The organism is Acinetobacter haemolyticus CIP 64.3 = MTCC 9819, assembly GCF_000369065.1.
GTDB lineage: Bacteria > Pseudomonadota > Gammaproteobacteria > Pseudomonadales > Moraxellaceae > Acinetobacter > Acinetobacter haemolyticus.
Window position 1 is genome coordinate 270,573 of sequence record NZ_KB849803.1, and the last position, 14,960, is coordinate 285,532.

The window sequence follows — 14,960 nt, forward strand, 5'->3', positions numbered from 1 at the left end:
TCACCTTATTGTAAAGTAATTAGATTTTTTCCTTGCATCTCTTGCGGTACAGGGATATTCATCAAATGTAATAATGTTGGTGCAACATCTGCCAATACACCACCTTCAGCAATGGTTGCTTGAGTAGGGCCAACATAAATAAATGGAACAAGTTCAGTTGTATGCTGAGTATGTACTTGACCGCTGTCATAGTCTTGCATTTGCTCTACATTACCATGATCCGCCGTAATTAACATATGCCCTTTGTTTGCCATCACCGCATCATAAACACGTCCGAGGCAGGTATCGACTGTTTCTACTGCTTTCACCGCGGCATCAAACACACCTGTATGCCCAACCATATCTCCATTGGCATAATTCACCACCAATAGATCAAATTCGCCTGAGTTAATTGCATTGACCAATTCATCCGTCACTTCAATCGCACTCATTTCAGGTTTTAAATCGTAGGTCGCAACATTCGGAGACGGAATCAAAATCCGCTTCTCGCCCACATACTCATCTTCACGTCCACCGCTAAAGAAGAAAGTCACATGTGCATATTTTTCAGTTTCAGCAATACGCAATTGGGTCTTACCTAAGCTCGATAAATATTCACCAATCGAATTTTTTAATTCTTCTGGCATATACGCAATTGGTGCATCAATACTAGCTTGATAACGTGTCAACATGACGAATTTTGAGAGTTGTGGAACAACCTTACGTTCAAAACCCGCAAAATCTTTTTCCACAAAGGCACGGGTAATTTCTCGTGCACGATCGGCACGGAAATTCATAAATACGAGGCTATCGCCATCTTGTACTTTAACAATCTCGCCGATACGTGTTGCTTTGACAAATTCGTCATTTTCTTCAGCAGCATAGGCCTGTTCTAGCCCGTCAACTGCTGAATTTGCCACTCGGATAGCCTCACCTTCGGTCATCAAACGGTAGGCTTCTTCGACACGATTCCAACGATTGTCACGATCCATCGCAAAATAGCGACCAATCATTGACACAATACGTCCTTGATTTGGGTATTGAGCAAATAAAGCATCTAATTTTTCTAATGACGGTTGAGCACTACGTGGCGGTGTATCACGCCCATCAAGGAATGCATGTAAATACACCGTTGCCCCACGTTTTAGTGCAAGCTCACACATCGCAACGATATGATCTTCATGTGAATGTACACCACCCTCTGAGAGTAGACCCATCACATGAACTGCACCATTGGCGGCCTTGGCTTTCTCAACCGCATCCACCAATACTTCATGCTCAAAGAAATCCCCTGTACGGATATCTTTTGTAATACGAGTAAAATCTTGATATAGCACGCGACCCGCACCAAGATTCATATGCCCCACTTCAGAGTTACCCATTTGCCCATCAGGAAGACCAACATCTTCTCCAGAGCCAGAAATTAAACTATTCGGATGCTTGGCTTTCATCGCAGTCAAATTTGGGGTTTGCGCAGCTAAATACGCATTATCTTCAACTGCTTCACGATGTCCTACACCATCCATAATTACAAGAACGTGAGGAATTTTGCCAGCATTTGCATCCGTCATAATGGACTCTCTGTTTGTCTATCATTTGATCGGCATAGTTTACCGAAATTTACATCAATTCTCTATGATCTTAACGATGGCTTTCACCAATGTTCGCGATAGAGCAGGCATATCGATCAACTCGCTATCTTGCTCGGTACAATAAATAGCTTCCGATCATAAACATCAGCACCACTGGCAGTAGTACAAACCATGCAGGTGACGGTGCATAAACCAAACTCGCGTATCCCATAAAATCTTGTAGATAGAAAAAACCGAGTCCCGTAAAGAGCGCAATCACCAATCTAAATCCCATAGATTGTTGACGTAAGGGACCAAAAATAAACGAACATGCGATCAACACCAAAGCAATCAAGGCAAATGGTGAGGCCACTTTCTGCCAAAATGCCAATTCATAGGTTTTAGGCACTTGGCTATATTCCTCCATATAACGCATAAAACTGATCAACTGAGTAGGAGATAAATCTTCAGGATCTATCGTTACCATATGGACATATTTTGGTTGCAATGCCAATGCCAGTGCTTGGTTGGCATGATCTGTTTTAATCGCATTCCCTTGAGGCAATAAATCAATCTGATGAGATTGCTCAAGCGTCCACTGTCCATCTTTAACAAAATTCCCTTGTTCAGCTGTAACAAAAGACTGTAAACGGTAGTTTTCGTCAAAATCAATGGATTGGATATTACGCAACTGACCTTGCGAGTTAGCATAATCAATATAGGTAAAACGCTGCCCTTCTCTCGACCAATAACCTTTAACTTCACCTAGTGCAGCGACGCTTCGTTGTTTTTTAATACTTTGGGCCTTTTCATTGGTATAAGGGATCACCCATTCACTCAATGTAAAGGATAAAACAATCAGTAATAAAGCTGACCGCATCACCCAACCCACGATTCGCCAGAGACTGATCCCGACCGAACGCATGACGATCAGTTCGCTATTAGAAGCCAGTGCACCCAACCCCAAAACAGAGCCAATCAAAGCAGCGACAGGTAAAATTTCATATAAATAACGCGGTGCACCCCATAACACATACAGGAATGCTTGCCACGCATTATAGTTTGGCTTTAATGAGCCCAACTCACCCAGATAGGTAAATAGGACTTGTAAAAAAGACAGCACCAACGTCGTACCGAGCATTGCCAGTACCGTGGTTTTTGTTACATGTTTGGCGACTATTCGACGTGCTAACATCACAACCCCACTCGTTGCATACTTTTCTTAATTTTAGGTGCTAATTTTTGTTTACGCGTAAACAGGGCAGCCGCAATACCATAAATCAACAACACTGCAGGATAAGCCCAAATATCTAGCTCTTCTTTACTAATACGCGTTTTAATCGCAATCATTAGTACGATTAAACTGGCAAAAATAAAGATAGCGGGAATCAGACGATAATATCGCCCTTGACGTGGACTCACTTCAGAGAGCGCGACCGCAAGGAATAACGCCACGACCATTACGAAAGGACCAAAGATACGCCATCCTAACTCTCCTCTTACCACGAAATCATCACGCTTTTGCCACAACTTCGACATCGATAAAGCTTCAACATCTTCGCTTTCAAAGTTGACATCTTTGTCATTTTCTAAACGTAAACGATAAGATTGAAACTCGGCTTGCGTATATCTTGGCTGATTGGGATAAATCTCGTAACGGCGACCTTGCACTAAGTCGACAACACTCGCAGTATCATTTTCAATTTCAACTCGTGTAGCCTCTTTCGCCAGAATCATTTGATCAGGCTTGTCTTCACGATCTGATTTATAATAGTAAAAGATATCTTTTAAGTTTTTTCGATCTTCTGAAAGAGAGCCAGCATAAATAGTATAGGAACCAGAAGAAATAAACTCTTTGGGTCGCACCAAATCAAAGCCAGCTCGTACCGCTTGAGTTTGCATCAAGCTTTGATAACCTCTTATGCCCGCTGAAGCCCCCCAGCACATGAGTACCGCCTGTACAATCAAAAATACAGCAGTCATCGGTAATAACAAACGTGTTAACTGATTACGGCTCACCCCACTGCCATTTAATACCGCCATTTCATGATCGACATACAAACGACCAAACACCAACATTAAACCAATGAAAAAGCCCAAAGGTAAAATCAGCGTTAAGAACTCAGGTAGACGATAAGCAATAATACTGAGTAGCACGCCACCATCGAGACGACCTTGTGCAGCACGCCCAAAAATTTTGATGAGCTGCCCACCCATAATAATCAAAGTGAGCAAGGCCGTCACAACCAAAGAGGTGGACACCACTTGTTTGACGAGGTAACGTCGAATAATCAAAGTAATGCTTCCAAAAAAACCAATCGAGGGGTATCGCTAGTTTACCCGAATGTTAAAAATATAAAACCTATCGCATGTTGCGGATTGCAACCTCATATCTGAAAGTGTTTAATGAGATTATCTTTATTTTTTACCGATTAGGTTCTAAACAAACAATGAAATTTACTCTTGATCATGCCTTTCCAACACAAACAGCAAGTGAATCTTTATGGATTTTGGTGGATTCAGAACAACTACAAACCAATCTAAACTCCTACCAAATCAGTCAATTAGAAGAAGTCTTAACCGCAACTCACTTTAAAGCAAGTTTTAATGAAAGCTTAGCTTTAATTGCAAAAGTTGCGGAGCACAGTAACACCCAACTACTCGGACTTGGAAATGCCACTGAGCTCAAAGCAACCAAATTAGCAAAACTTGCACAAACGATTATCAAATCATCACAAAATAAATTTAAACAAATTAGTGTTGATTTATCCGCACTACCAGCAGAACTTCATTCACTATTTGCTTTAAGCTTGACTCAGGCTGCTTATGGCTATGACGAGTTCAAATCAAAAAAGAATGCGTTTGTACTCGAAACTATCCACCTGATTGCGAGCCAGACAACTTTAGATGATGCCCAACTCAATCTGATTCATGCAGTTCAATCTGGCCAAAGCTATGCTCGAGACTTAGGCAATCGCCCTGGGAATATTTGTTTTCCTGAATATCTAGCAGATCAAGCACTTTCTCTTGCAGCACAATATCCAGACCGTTTAAAAGTAACGGTACTGGATGAACAACAGATGGCTGACTTGGGCATGCATGCATTTCTTGCCGTTAGCAAAGGTTCAGACCGTCCAGGGCGAATCATCACGCTAGAATATAATGCAAAAATTGAACAAGCACCTGTCGTTCTTGTTGGTAAAGGTGTAACGTTTGACACTGGCGGTATTTCACTGAAACCCGGCTTAGGCATGGACGAAATGAAATTCGATATGTGCGGTGCAGCATCCGTACTTGGCACCATGCAAGCACTTTGTGAAGTGCAGTTGCCAATTCATGTGGTGGGTGCAATTGCAGCAGCAGAGAATATGCCCTCAGGTGGCGCCACTCGTCCCGGAGACATTGTCACGACGATGAGTGGTCAAACGGTTGAAATCCTCAATACCGATGCAGAAGGTCGTTTAGTTCTATGTGACACCTTAACTTATGTAAAACGTTTTAATCCTGCGTTGGTGATTGATATTGCGACACTCACAGGTGCATGTGTTGTTGCATTAGGTAAAGTCGTGAGTGGCTTATTTACACCAGATGATGAGCTTGCCCAAGCATTACAACAAGCTGGTGAACAGTCACACGATCGTGTATGGCGTATGCCAGTCATGGAAGACTATCAAGAATTACTCGACTCTCCATTTGCCGATATTGCCAACATTGGTGGTCCTCATGGTGGTGCAATCACAGCCGCATGTTTCCTTGAGCGTTTTACCCGTGACTATCGCTGGGCACATTTGGACGTGGCTGGTACTGCATGGTTATCAGGTGCAGCCAAAGGTGCGACAGGACGTCCAGTCCCTTTACTGATGCAGTTTTTAGCAAATCGTGTTGAAGCGAAAAACTAACACATGACACAAGTCAGCTTTTATCTCTTTGAAAAGAGTACCGAACGGCAAGTCGAAAGTGCTTGCCGTTTATGCCGAAAGATTCTGAATCAGCATCCACAAATTTGGTGGTATTGTACTGATTCAGAGATCCAAAATGAGCTTGATGACAAATTATGGAGTTTTGATCCCAACAGCTTTATTCCACATGGCATCGACCAAAGCCATAGTCCCGTCTGTATTTCAGAACAATTACCGCCATCCAATGATTGGATCGTGTTTAATTTTAACAATCATGCACTTGAACAAATTCAAGATTTTCGCCACATTATCGAAATTATCGAGAATAATGAAACTGCGAAGCAACTTGGACGAGAAAAATTTAAAACGTATCGTCGTTTAGGTATCGAGCCTCGAACTTTTAAATTATAAATCGACAAACAAGCGTATCATTTGAGGAGTGTGGTGTGGCATTAAATGTAGGTCAAGATTTTAAAAAACGCTGGTTAAATACCCCTGAGGCTGTACGTCAAACCTATCAGGATGATTTAGCACGCATTTGTGATCTGCTATTACCACAAACCGCCATTCAAACTTGGCGTCAGCAAGAAGAACAAGCTGAAATGCGTTCACAGCAACGCATTGATCAAGCCTATGCTGATCTTAAAGCAGAGTTGATTGAACAAGCCCGTATCCGTAAACAACTTGCTTTAGAAAAAGCCTTAGCTGAGAAACGTGCTGCTGAAGCAGCCTACGCAGCCCAACTTCAAGCAGATGAAGCACGACAGTTTCAACAACAAACTGAAAATCTCTTGGCGTTACGTGAACATATTGATCAAGAAATCGTTGCACAAACGGAACGTTATCAAAGCAATCCTGAACAACCAAGTATTGATTATGCTCAAGGACAACGCCTCACAATTGATGACCAGCAAATTCTTTCAGAATTAGAAAGTGTTCGTGTTCGACTCGAATTAGAAGCCGAAAGTTTAATTGAACAAGCCGTGACTGTATTCAGAGCTAAACTACATGCACTGGCGCAAGACGAAATCGAATACATCTTGAAAAATAGTGAATTTTCTAACGACCAGTAAATATTAAAAAGCCCAGCGAAACTGGGCTTTTTAATTAGCTAGATTTTTATTTTAAAAATCCATTTTCAGCTAAAAAAGCCATACTAATATTCGATTCAGCTTTTTGCTCAGCAGCCTTATCACCTAACAACAAACGCTCAATGTAACGCGCAAGTACATCAACTTCCAAATTCACTTTAGTGCCCACTTGCCATGTTCCAATGTTAGTCCGTTCTGCAGTATGCGGAATCAAGTTTAAACTCAAAATATTGCCACGTAGGTGATTAATGGTCAGGCTAATTCCATCTACCGTCACAGACCCCTTTTCTGCCAAATATTTTGCAAGTTCAACAGGTGCTGTAACTTCAAAATAGAGGGAACGCGCATCTTCACGAACCAGCGTAATCTCGCCTAAACCGTCAACGTGACCACTCACAATATGCCCACCAAAACGTGTCGTCGGCAACATGGCTTTTTCCACGTTGACTGCTTGACCAACTTTCCATTGACCCAGTGTGGTACGGTTTAAACTCTCACGAGAAACATCGGCTGCATACCAGTGATCTCCCCACTCAATCACAGTGAGACAAATCCCATTGGTGGCAATTGAATCGCCCAAATGCACATCAGACATGTCTAAATCAGTCTGAATACGCAGACGAACATCACCACCTACACTTTGTAAGCTTTCTACCTTACCTAAACTTTCAATAATGCCTGTAAACATGGGACTTTTAACCTACCTTTATTGCAGTACGCATCGCAGTAAAGCAAATACCTTAAAGCAAAGAAACCCAGATAACAAGGCACACTTAGTTCAAATTCAGGCGAATAAAAAGGGCGATCCTCTGACCCCCCTCTTGGCATTGATGAAGTGATCGACTATTGCATTTCTGATATTTGTTTTTCACCAGAACGACTTTCTTCAACTTTATTGCTAAGCAAGAAATGGCCAAAGAACAATTTATAGCCCACTACTCCTAGGCAAGCCCCAACAATTGGCGCAAGAATAGGAACAATAAAATATGGAATATCTCGTCCACCCGTAAACGCAACGGGTCCCCATCCTGAAAAATAGGCAACGATTTTCGGGCCAAAATCACGTGCAGGATTCATGGCAAAGCCTGTCAGCGGTCCAAAAGATGCTCCAATTACGGCAACCAATAGACCAACTAAAATTGGTGCTAAAGGCCCACGCGGTAAACCATTGCTATCATCACCAATCGCCATGATTAACCAAAGTAATAGCATGGTGATAAACATTTCCACCATAAACGCCTGACCAAGCGACAGTAAATGATGAGGATAAGTCGAAAAGATTCCTGCTAACTCTAGACTTTCAACACTACCACGCACCATGTGATGCGTCTGTTCAAAGTCTAAAAATAAACTGCTATACAGTCCATATACCATCAATGCACCCGTTGCAGCACCCGCCACTTGAGCAATGATATAAAAAGGAACTTTGCGTTTATCAAAGCCTGCAAATAAAGCCAAAGCTATGGTCACCGCTGGATTAAGATGTGCACCTGAAATACCCGCCGATAAATAAACCGCTAAGGCAACTGCTAAGCCCCAAACAATACTGATTTCCCACAGACCTAAATCTGCTCCAGCAAGTTTAAGTGCAGCCACCACACCGATACCAAATGATAAAAAAATTGCGGTAGCAAAAAATTCAGCTACACATTGCCCCAATAATGTGGGTTCCGAGCGACTCATAACAACCTCTCTTGGTCATCGCTACTCATAGGCAAGACCCTAAATTCAGCTCGGAAAACTATATTTATTTTCAAACTCGGTCAATCATCTTTGATAGTTTTTTGAACGATTGATAAAACTACTCCCTACCCAAATCAAACTTAAAGAACGAATAACCACCACATAAAGAGTATGCATAATTATTTGTTTTATCTATAAATTAATATAAAACACCATAGTAAATAAATTCAAAAACATTAAGCTTCACCATCTAGAAATACAATAAAAATTACAAGATATTTATCATAAAAACAGTGAGTTATTTAACAAAACGATTCTATTTATTGTATTAACCGATTAAATAAGAGAATGAAATAAAAAAACACCACTTTGTATGGCAAAGTGGTGTTTTTGTTATCTTACCAAAGTGCAAGTTGGGTACTATTTCCTGTGGTATCAACACCGCCCAATTCGGCAAAGTGATACAACTGACCAAGTAACTGCCGCAATGGCGGACCAGACTTTGCGTGAGTATCTGTAATCACAATAAATTCAAGTACGCGTGCGCGCTCTGACTGACGCTGCTTACTAACACGGTAACGAGGAACATCTTGCGTTAACAAAGTGACCTTGCCACGTTTTAAATTGGCGGTCAGTAAATCTTTTGGCTCAATATTCCCATCAGTCGAATAGCTGGTCAAGATATAACGGGCATTAATCGTTTCCAATAACTTTTCATAGGCATCTTTGGCATGTTTGGAAGAATTATAAGGACTTGGACGTTCTTTGCGCCACGCACGATCAATCCCGCTCTTGAAACCTTTGGTATCAGGTGAAGGCAAATCAACCTGATCCCATAAAGTCAGCGCATTCAAGACATGATAGTTACTGCTATAAGCATGTTGATTATAAGGCGGATCGAGATAAGCAACATCAACTTCAAAGCCACTCATTTGATTGGCCAAATGCTGAGAGTCAACACACCACATTTCTGCGGCAGGACGTTTTGCATCACCCACTTCACAGAAGCGGCTTGGTGTTAACCAAAGTAATGATTCGATTCGCTCCAAAGCAGTTTGAGTACGCCCACCCCAACCTTGGTGAAAGCTTTTAAACACCCCACTGGTGTTGCTCACAAAACTCGCTGAGTAGAGTAACGGTGCGAGTAAAGCACTCATTTCAACATCATTAATCGCACCTTGTGCTTGCCAAGTTGCAATCTGCTGACGAATCGCATCAATTCGCATCCCATTACGACGCTTAAAGAACAAGCGATCACGAGCAGGATCATAGACATCATCATTTCGTGGGCACAAATTATGTGTAACCCAGCCTTTCACTTCAGGCAAACGGTTCAGATAATCAATGGCTTTTTGATAGCCACCCAATTCTTTAAATGCTGGCGCATCAACACAAGCTAAAATCGCATGATTCAGCGCATGGCTATACGGCTCCCAGTCATTGGCAATCACACGATAACCATTTTGACGGGCCAAACGAGAAACCACCCCACTGCCGGCAAAGAAATCCGCAAAAATCGGTGGATTCTTTTTCTTACTATTCAACGTCCCAGTAATCTCAAGCGCTTCTAAAATAAGGTGCAAAAGACGACGTTTATTCCCAAGATATGGAACAAGCTGATGAAAAAGATATTCATCAGTCGTACGGGCAGCATGGCGACGTTTGTGATAAACCGATGGTTCTGGATTCATATCATCTCTTGGATAGGGAGCAATCTCAGGCGAATGTCTTGCCCAAGTTGGGTTACATCGACCAACTCAAATCGTCGTTGTTCGGCCATTTTGCTAAATTCAGCATTGAACATCGCGCGAGCAGATTGACCAAGTAAAGTTGGTGCAACATAACTAATCATTTCATCAACCAAACCTTGTTGCAAAAAGGCAGTCGATAAAGTTGCGCCCGCCTCAACCAATACATCATATATTTGGTATTGTTGAGAAAGGGTCTGCAATAATTGATTTAAAGGTTGCAGTGACAATTGTATCACGCCTAAATCAGCAAGTTGTTGGCGAAATGGTGTCATCACCATCACGGTTTCAGGATTTTTCAAAATCTTGGCTGTAAGCGGCAATTGCCCCTGACGATCTAAAATAATTCGCTTTGGCTGCACCACTGTATAAAGATCAACACCCTCTAGTACTCGGACATTCAGCTCACAATCATCGGCTAAAACCGTTTGAATGCCTGTAATCACCGCACCAGAGATCGCCCGCCAGTGTTGCACATCTTGTCGAGCCAAGGTTCCTGTAATCCATTTTGACTCCCCAGAAGCCATCGCAGTACGCCCATCTAGACTTGATGCAATTTTTAAACGGACATAAGGTAAACCTGTAGACATTGCTTTTAAAAAGCCTAGATTTAAACCTTTTGCATTCTCGGTACAAACACCTGTTTCAACCTCTATCCCGGCATCCTGCAAGATCTTTACACCCTTACCTGCAACCAATGGATTCGGATCCGAACAAGCAATCACAACCTTCTTCACTTGTGCCTTTACTAAAGCCTCAGCGCAAGGTGGTGTGCGACCATAATGTGCGCAAGGCTCTAAAGTCACATAGACCGTTGCATCTTTTGCATTTTCGCCCGCTTGGCGCAATGCAAAAACTTCTGCATGCGGCTGACCTGCTTTTGGATGAAAGCCTTCACCTAAGATTTGCCCATCTTTGACAATGACACAACCTACATTGGGATTGGGTTTAGTTGAATATTGCCCAAGTCGAGCCAAATCAATTGCCCGTTGCATCCAATACTGCGCTTGAGATAAATGATTTGGGGTTAACTCAGACATAATCTCTCTAACTTAGACTTCATTTTCACGTTGTTGCATCTGCTCAATCTGATGGCGAAAAGCTTCAACATCTTGGAAATCTTGATAAACAGAGGCAAACCGAACATAAGCAACATGATCCAATGCAAACAATGCTTGCATTACAATTTCACCAATCATTCTCGATTTCACATCACGTTCACCGAGACGACGGATTTGCGATTGGATATCACTGAGAACCGTTTCAATCTGTTCTTGGGTCACAGGACGTTTTTGCAGCGCATGCATTAATGAACGGCGTAATTTTGCTTCATCAAACGGCTCACTTTTACCATCTGACTTTAACACACGTGGCATCACAACATCATAGCTTTCAAATGTTGTAAAACGCTCACCACAAACCACACATTCACGGCGACGTCTAATCTGACAGCCTTCGGCAGCCAAACGGGAGTCAATGACTTTACTATCAGCGGCGTTACAAAATGGACAATGCATATGGGTGCGATTATTTCCTCATTTTGCTTAAGTGTAGCAAAGTTTCTTGGATTGCAGAACTAGGGGCTTCGAGCTGTTTTATAATGCATAAAAAAGCAGCTCCTTATGGAGCTGCTTTTAGATCAATAATTTTAATTATTCAACGCGTTCGCCATGTTGACTTAAGTCAAGACCCATACGTTCATCGTCATTGCTCACACGGATACCAATTGCAAGATCAATCACTTTTAAGATAATGAAGGTCATCACTGCACTATACGCGATAGTTGCTAATACACCTTCAACTTGCACCCATAATTGAGTCAACATATTTGCTGGAGCATCATCACCCATGATGAATTCACTTGCAAATACAGCAGTTAAGATCGCACCAACGATACCACCAACACCATGTAACCCAAATGCATCTAAAGAGTCATCCGCTTTCAGTGTACGTTTCAATGCGGTAATACCCCAGAAGCAAACAACACCACCGATCAGACCCATGATTAATGCGCCACCTACAGTTACGAAACCTGCAGCTGGAGTAATCACGACTAGACCAGCAACCGCACCAGAAGCTGCACCTAAAACTGAAGCTTTACCACGAACAACTTTCTCAGCCACTAACCAAGACAATGCCGCTGCCGCTGCCGCAACTTGAGTTACAACAATTGCATAAGAGGCTGAACCATTTGCACCCAATGCAGAACCACCGTTGAAACCAAACCAACCTACCCAAAGTAAGCTCGCACCAACAACAGTTAACGCAAGGTTATGAGGCGCCATAGATTCACGACCAAGCCCCATACGTTTTCCAAGCATATAAGCCGCAACTAGACCAGCAACACCAGAGTTGATATGAACGACAGTACCACCCGCAAAGTCTAAAGCACCATCATTGCCTAACCAACCGCCACCCCATACCCAGTGAGTAATCGGTGCATATACCACAACAACCCAAATCGCGATGAAAGCAACAAATGCTCCAAATTTCATACGCTCAGCGATCGAACCACTAATGATCGCAACCGTAATAATCGCAAAAGTCATTTGGAATACAACAAATAGAATCTCAGGAATTGAACCGCTGAGCGCATCAGTTCCTATGCCTGACAGCATCAGCTTATCAAGTCCACCAATAAAGGCATTTCCTTCACCGAAAGCTAATGTATAACCTATGACGATCCAAGCGATACTTACTACCGCAGCCGCAACAAAGCTATGTGCCATCGTGCTCAGTACGTTCTTTTTACGAACCATACCACCGTAGAATAACGCTAAGCCTGGAATTGTCATTAACAGAACCAATGCCGTTGAAACAAGAATCCAAGCTGTATCACCCGTATCCAATGTTGCTTCTGCTTCAGGCTCCGCAGCCACTTCAACAGGAGCTTCAGCTTCAATAGCTTCCGGTATTGTATTTGTCTCAGTTACAACAACAGTTTGCTCTGTAACTGGAGTTGAAGCAGCTTCTTCTGCCCATACGACAGTCGAACCACCTAGGAGTGCGCCAGATAAACTAAGCGCCATAAGCATTTTTTTCATTCGTGTCCCCCAACCTCATTTTGTGAGCTATTTCTCTTAATTTCTAACTCAGCAAAGTTTGTGCCAATTTAGACAGCATCTGGTCCAGTCTCACCCGTACGGATACGGATAACTTGTTCTAAATTCGTGACAAAGATTTTCCCGTCACCAATTTTTCCAGTGCTTGCGACACGAGTGATTGACTCAATAACCGCATCAACCATCTCATCGCTAATCGCGATTTCGATTTTTACTTTCGGTAAGAAATCAACCACATACTCAGCACCACGGTACAATTCAGTATGACCTTTTTGACGCCCGAAACCTTTGACTTCAGTTACGGTAATCCCTTGAACACCAATATCAGAGAGTGCTTCACGCACATCATCTAACTTGAATGGTTTAACAATTGCAGTTACAAGCTTCATGTGTGTTTTCCTTCGGCTTATTTTCACCAGTAAGGTTTTATGTTCAATTTTCATGCCAATATTCAAAGGTTGGGGGTTTTTAAATATTGGACATATGGCTTCTTTATAACCTATTTAAGCGAATAGAAGTAGATCATCAATAGAAAATAAGCATCATTTGCCAAGATTTAACTAGATTTCTCAGTCACATCCCAAGCTGCTCAGCAGTGCTAGAGGATTCCAACAAGCAATGGTACACTGAGCAGCAAATATACATAACTTATTGAGCACTTTATGATTGAAACTCTTTTACAAGCGATTTTGCAGCAAGTTGATCAACCTAAAAAAGACTTGGAAAAAAACTTGCGAGCATTGTTAAATGAAAGTATCGAAAAATTAGATCTGGTTTCCAAGCAAGAGCTTGATCGCCAAAGAACAGCTTTGAATTTAGCAAATCAGCGCCTAACCGAATTACAGCAACAAATGAAAACTTTAGAGGAAATGGTGCAGAACAAAAAATAAGCACCAACTCGGTGCAAAAAGCACCTCAAAATGATTAAAAATAAAGCACCACAATGGAACAACAATAAAATGTCTTTTGCAAAAATTTATACGAGGGGATTATTGGGGCTACATGCGCCTCAAATCGAGGTCGAAGTTCATATCAGTTCAGGGCTACCCTCTTTGACCATCGTTGGTTTACCCGAAGCTGCTGTCCGAGAAAGCAAAGATCGTGTTCGTTCAGCAATTATCAATAGTGGATTCTTGTTTCCAACCAAACGTTTAACTATTAATTTAGCGCCAGCAGATTTACCCAAAGACGGGTCTCGCCTAGATTTGCCCATTGCACTGGGTATTTTGATTGCATCAGGACAATTACCAGAACAATGTACGGATGGGTTTGAATTTATTGGTGAATTAGCACTTGATGGTCATTTACGCCCAATTTCTGGCGCATTGACCATAGCAATGGCCTGTCAGCAAGCCAAGCATCGTATGTTACTTCCGACTGCAAACTTAGATGAAGCGAGTCAACTCCCAAACTTCGAAGTATATGGGGCTCAACATCTTCAAGAAGTTTGTGCACATTTTTTGGGCAACACCAAGCTCAGTGCTGCACCACAACGAGAAAATATCAACAGCTTACAATATCAATTTGATCTTGCAGATGTGAAAGGGCAACTTCGCCCTCGCCGTGCACTCGAAATTGCAGCCGCAGGTGGTCATTCATTACTATTTAAAGGTCCACCAGGTACGGGTAAAACCTTGCTTGCCTCACGTTTAGCTTCTATTTTGCCACCCCTCAATGCTCAAGAAAATTTGGAAGTTGCGAGTATTTACTCTGTGGCAAATGCCCCGCACCATTTTGGGCAACGTCCTTTTCGTGCTCCTCACCACACTGCATCTGCAATTGCATTGGTCGGAGGTGGCTGTGATTTACAAACAACTATGCGACATTACAAACAACTATGCGACAAGTTATTCCGTAATACTGTATCCAGAGCTTTAGAACTCAATTTTGAAAATGGATAATAAGTTTGAAGAAAAAAGTACTTAAA

At 42.2% G+C, this 14,960-nt stretch carries 14 protein-coding genes and 1 pseudogene; 5 read left to right on the plus strand and 10 right to left on the minus strand.

Annotation, left to right across the window (positions count from 1 at the left end; genetic code table 11):
* Positions 1-5: 5 nt before the first annotated feature.
* The 3 genes from gpmI to lptF all read right to left on the minus strand — a co-directional run bounded on the left by gpmI (position 6) and on the right by lptF (position 3,845).
* Positions 6-1,550 carry a 2,3-bisphosphoglycerate-independent phosphoglycerate mutase gene (gpmI, locus tag F927_RS09575; RefSeq protein ID WP_005083971.1) on the minus strand — a complete coding sequence of 515 codons (1,545 nt, stop codon included), beginning with the start codon at positions 1,548-1,550 and terminating at the stop codon, positions 6-8.
* A gap of 124 nt (positions 1,551-1,674) precedes the next feature.
* A complete protein-coding gene (gene lptG, locus F927_RS09580) occupies positions 1,675-2,745 on the minus strand; it encodes an LPS export ABC transporter permease LptG (RefSeq protein WP_004637591.1) in 1,071 nt (356 codons plus the stop codon).
* Complete coding sequence (lptF, locus tag F927_RS09585; protein ID WP_004637590.1) at positions 2,745-3,845, minus strand: LPS export ABC transporter permease LptF; 1,101 nt, start codon at positions 3,843-3,845, stop codon at positions 2,745-2,747. Before lptF ends, lptG begins: the two co-directional genes overlap by 1 nt.
* A 155-nt stretch (positions 3,846-4,000) precedes the next feature.
* Between lptF and F927_RS09590 the strand changes: the two genes are divergently transcribed.
* The 3 genes from F927_RS09590 to blhA are packed head-to-tail and all read left to right on the plus strand — an operon-like array spanning position 4,001 to position 6,522.
* On the plus strand, positions 4,001-5,449 hold the full coding sequence (locus F927_RS09590) for a leucyl aminopeptidase (RefSeq protein WP_020846308.1): 1,449 nt from the start codon (positions 4,001-4,003) through the stop codon (positions 5,447-5,449).
* Between the two features lie 3 nt (positions 5,450-5,452).
* A complete protein-coding gene (locus F927_RS09595) occupies positions 5,453-5,860 on the plus strand; it encodes a DNA polymerase III subunit chi (protein ID WP_005083977.1) in 408 nt (135 codons plus the stop codon).
* A gap of 35 nt (positions 5,861-5,895) precedes the next feature.
* The gene (gene blhA / locus F927_RS09600) at positions 5,896-6,522 is read left to right on the plus strand and encodes a cell division protein BlhA (RefSeq protein WP_005083979.1); all 627 of its coding nucleotides are present in this window, start codon (positions 5,896-5,898) and stop codon (positions 6,520-6,522) included.
* A gap of 46 nt (positions 6,523-6,568) precedes the next feature.
* Here the strand turns inward: blhA and F927_RS09605 are convergent, their stop codons facing one another.
* From F927_RS09605 to glnK, 7 genes are all read right to left on the minus strand, one after another.
* Positions 6,569-7,228 carry a riboflavin synthase gene (locus F927_RS09605; RefSeq protein WP_005083982.1) on the minus strand — a complete coding sequence of 220 codons (660 nt, stop codon included), beginning with the start codon at positions 7,226-7,228 and terminating at the stop codon, positions 6,569-6,571.
* A gap of 155 nt (positions 7,229-7,383) precedes the next feature.
* Positions 7,384-8,223, minus strand: coding sequence for an MIP/aquaporin family protein (locus F927_RS09610; protein WP_004637584.1), 840 nt, complete (start codon positions 8,221-8,223; stop codon positions 7,384-7,386).
* Positions 8,224-8,621: 398 nt separating this feature from the next.
* Positions 8,622-9,914 carry a DNA adenine methylase gene (locus F927_RS09615; RefSeq protein WP_004637583.1) on the minus strand — a complete coding sequence of 431 codons (1,293 nt, stop codon included), beginning with the start codon at positions 9,912-9,914 and terminating at the stop codon, positions 8,622-8,624.
* Positions 9,911-11,011, minus strand: coding sequence for a bifunctional diaminohydroxyphosphoribosylaminopyrimidine deaminase/5-amino-6-(5-phosphoribosylamino)uracil reductase RibD (gene ribD, locus F927_RS09620; protein WP_005083985.1), 1,101 nt, complete (start codon positions 11,009-11,011; stop codon positions 9,911-9,913). The genes F927_RS09615 and ribD overlap by 4 nt, the downstream gene beginning before the upstream one ends.
* Before the next feature lie 12 nt (positions 11,012-11,023).
* Entirely contained in the window at positions 11,024-11,488 is a 465-nt protein-coding gene (nrdR, locus tag F927_RS09625; RefSeq protein WP_004637581.1) for a transcriptional regulator NrdR, read from the minus strand.
* A 135-nt stretch (positions 11,489-11,623) separates the two neighbouring features.
* Positions 11,624-13,015 carry an ammonium transporter gene (locus F927_RS09630; RefSeq protein ID WP_004637580.1) on the minus strand — a complete coding sequence of 464 codons (1,392 nt, stop codon included), beginning with the start codon at positions 13,013-13,015 and terminating at the stop codon, positions 11,624-11,626.
* Positions 13,016-13,083: 68 nt separating this feature from the next.
* The gene (gene glnK / locus F927_RS09635; protein WP_000780326.1) at positions 13,084-13,422 is read right to left on the minus strand and encodes a P-II family nitrogen regulator; all 339 of its coding nucleotides are present in this window, start codon (positions 13,420-13,422) and stop codon (positions 13,084-13,086) included.
* A 273-nt stretch (positions 13,423-13,695) separates the two neighbouring features.
* On the opposite strand from glnK, the gene F927_RS09640 reads away from it, so the two are divergent.
* The gene (locus F927_RS09640) at positions 13,696-13,923 is read left to right on the plus strand and encodes an accessory factor UbiK family protein (protein WP_004637578.1); all 228 of its coding nucleotides are present in this window, start codon (positions 13,696-13,698) and stop codon (positions 13,921-13,923) included.
* A gap of 69 nt (positions 13,924-13,992) precedes the next feature.
* Positions 13,993-14,832, plus strand: a pseudogene (locus tag F927_RS09645) (YifB family Mg chelatase-like AAA ATPase); the annotation flags it as partial.
* Between the last annotated feature and the right edge of the window lie 128 nt (positions 14,833-14,960).

Coding starts and splice junctions, on each gene's coding strand:
- gpmI (WP_005083971.1), bottom strand. CDS start 1,550: ATGACGGATGCAAATGCTGGCAAAATTCCTCACGTTCTTGTAATTATG.
- lptG (WP_004637591.1), bottom strand. CDS start 2,745: ATGTTAGCACGTCGAATAGTCGCCAAACATGTAACAAAAACCACGGTA.
- F927_RS09590 (WP_020846308.1), top strand. CDS start 4,001: ATGAAATTTACTCTTGATCATGCCTTTCCAACACAAACAGCAAGTGAA.
- F927_RS09595 (WP_005083977.1), top strand. CDS start 5,453: ATGACACAAGTCAGCTTTTATCTCTTTGAAAAGAGTACCGAACGGCAA.
- F927_RS09605 (WP_005083982.1), bottom strand. CDS start 7,228: ATGTTTACAGGCATTATTGAAAGTTTAGGTAAGGTAGAAAGCTTACAA.
- F927_RS09610 (WP_004637584.1), bottom strand. CDS start 8,223: ATGAGTCGCTCGGAACCCACATTATTGGGGCAATGTGTAGCTGAATTT.
- F927_RS09615 (WP_004637583.1), bottom strand. CDS start 9,914: ATGAATCCAGAACCATCGGTTTATCACAAACGTCGCCATGCTGCCCGT.
- ribD (WP_005083985.1), bottom strand. CDS start 11,011: ATGTCTGAGTTAACCCCAAATCATTTATCTCAAGCGCAGTATTGGATG.
- nrdR (WP_004637581.1), bottom strand. CDS start 11,488: ATGCATTGTCCATTTTGTAACGCCGCTGATAGTAAAGTCATTGACTCC.
- F927_RS09630 (WP_004637580.1), bottom strand. CDS start 13,015: ATGAAAAAAATGCTTATGGCGCTTAGTTTATCTGGCGCACTCCTAGGT.
- glnK (WP_000780326.1), bottom strand. CDS start 13,422: ATGAAGCTTGTAACTGCAATTGTTAAACCATTCAAGTTAGATGATGTG.
- F927_RS09640 (WP_004637578.1), top strand. CDS start 13,696: ATGATTGAAACTCTTTTACAAGCGATTTTGCAGCAAGTTGATCAACCT.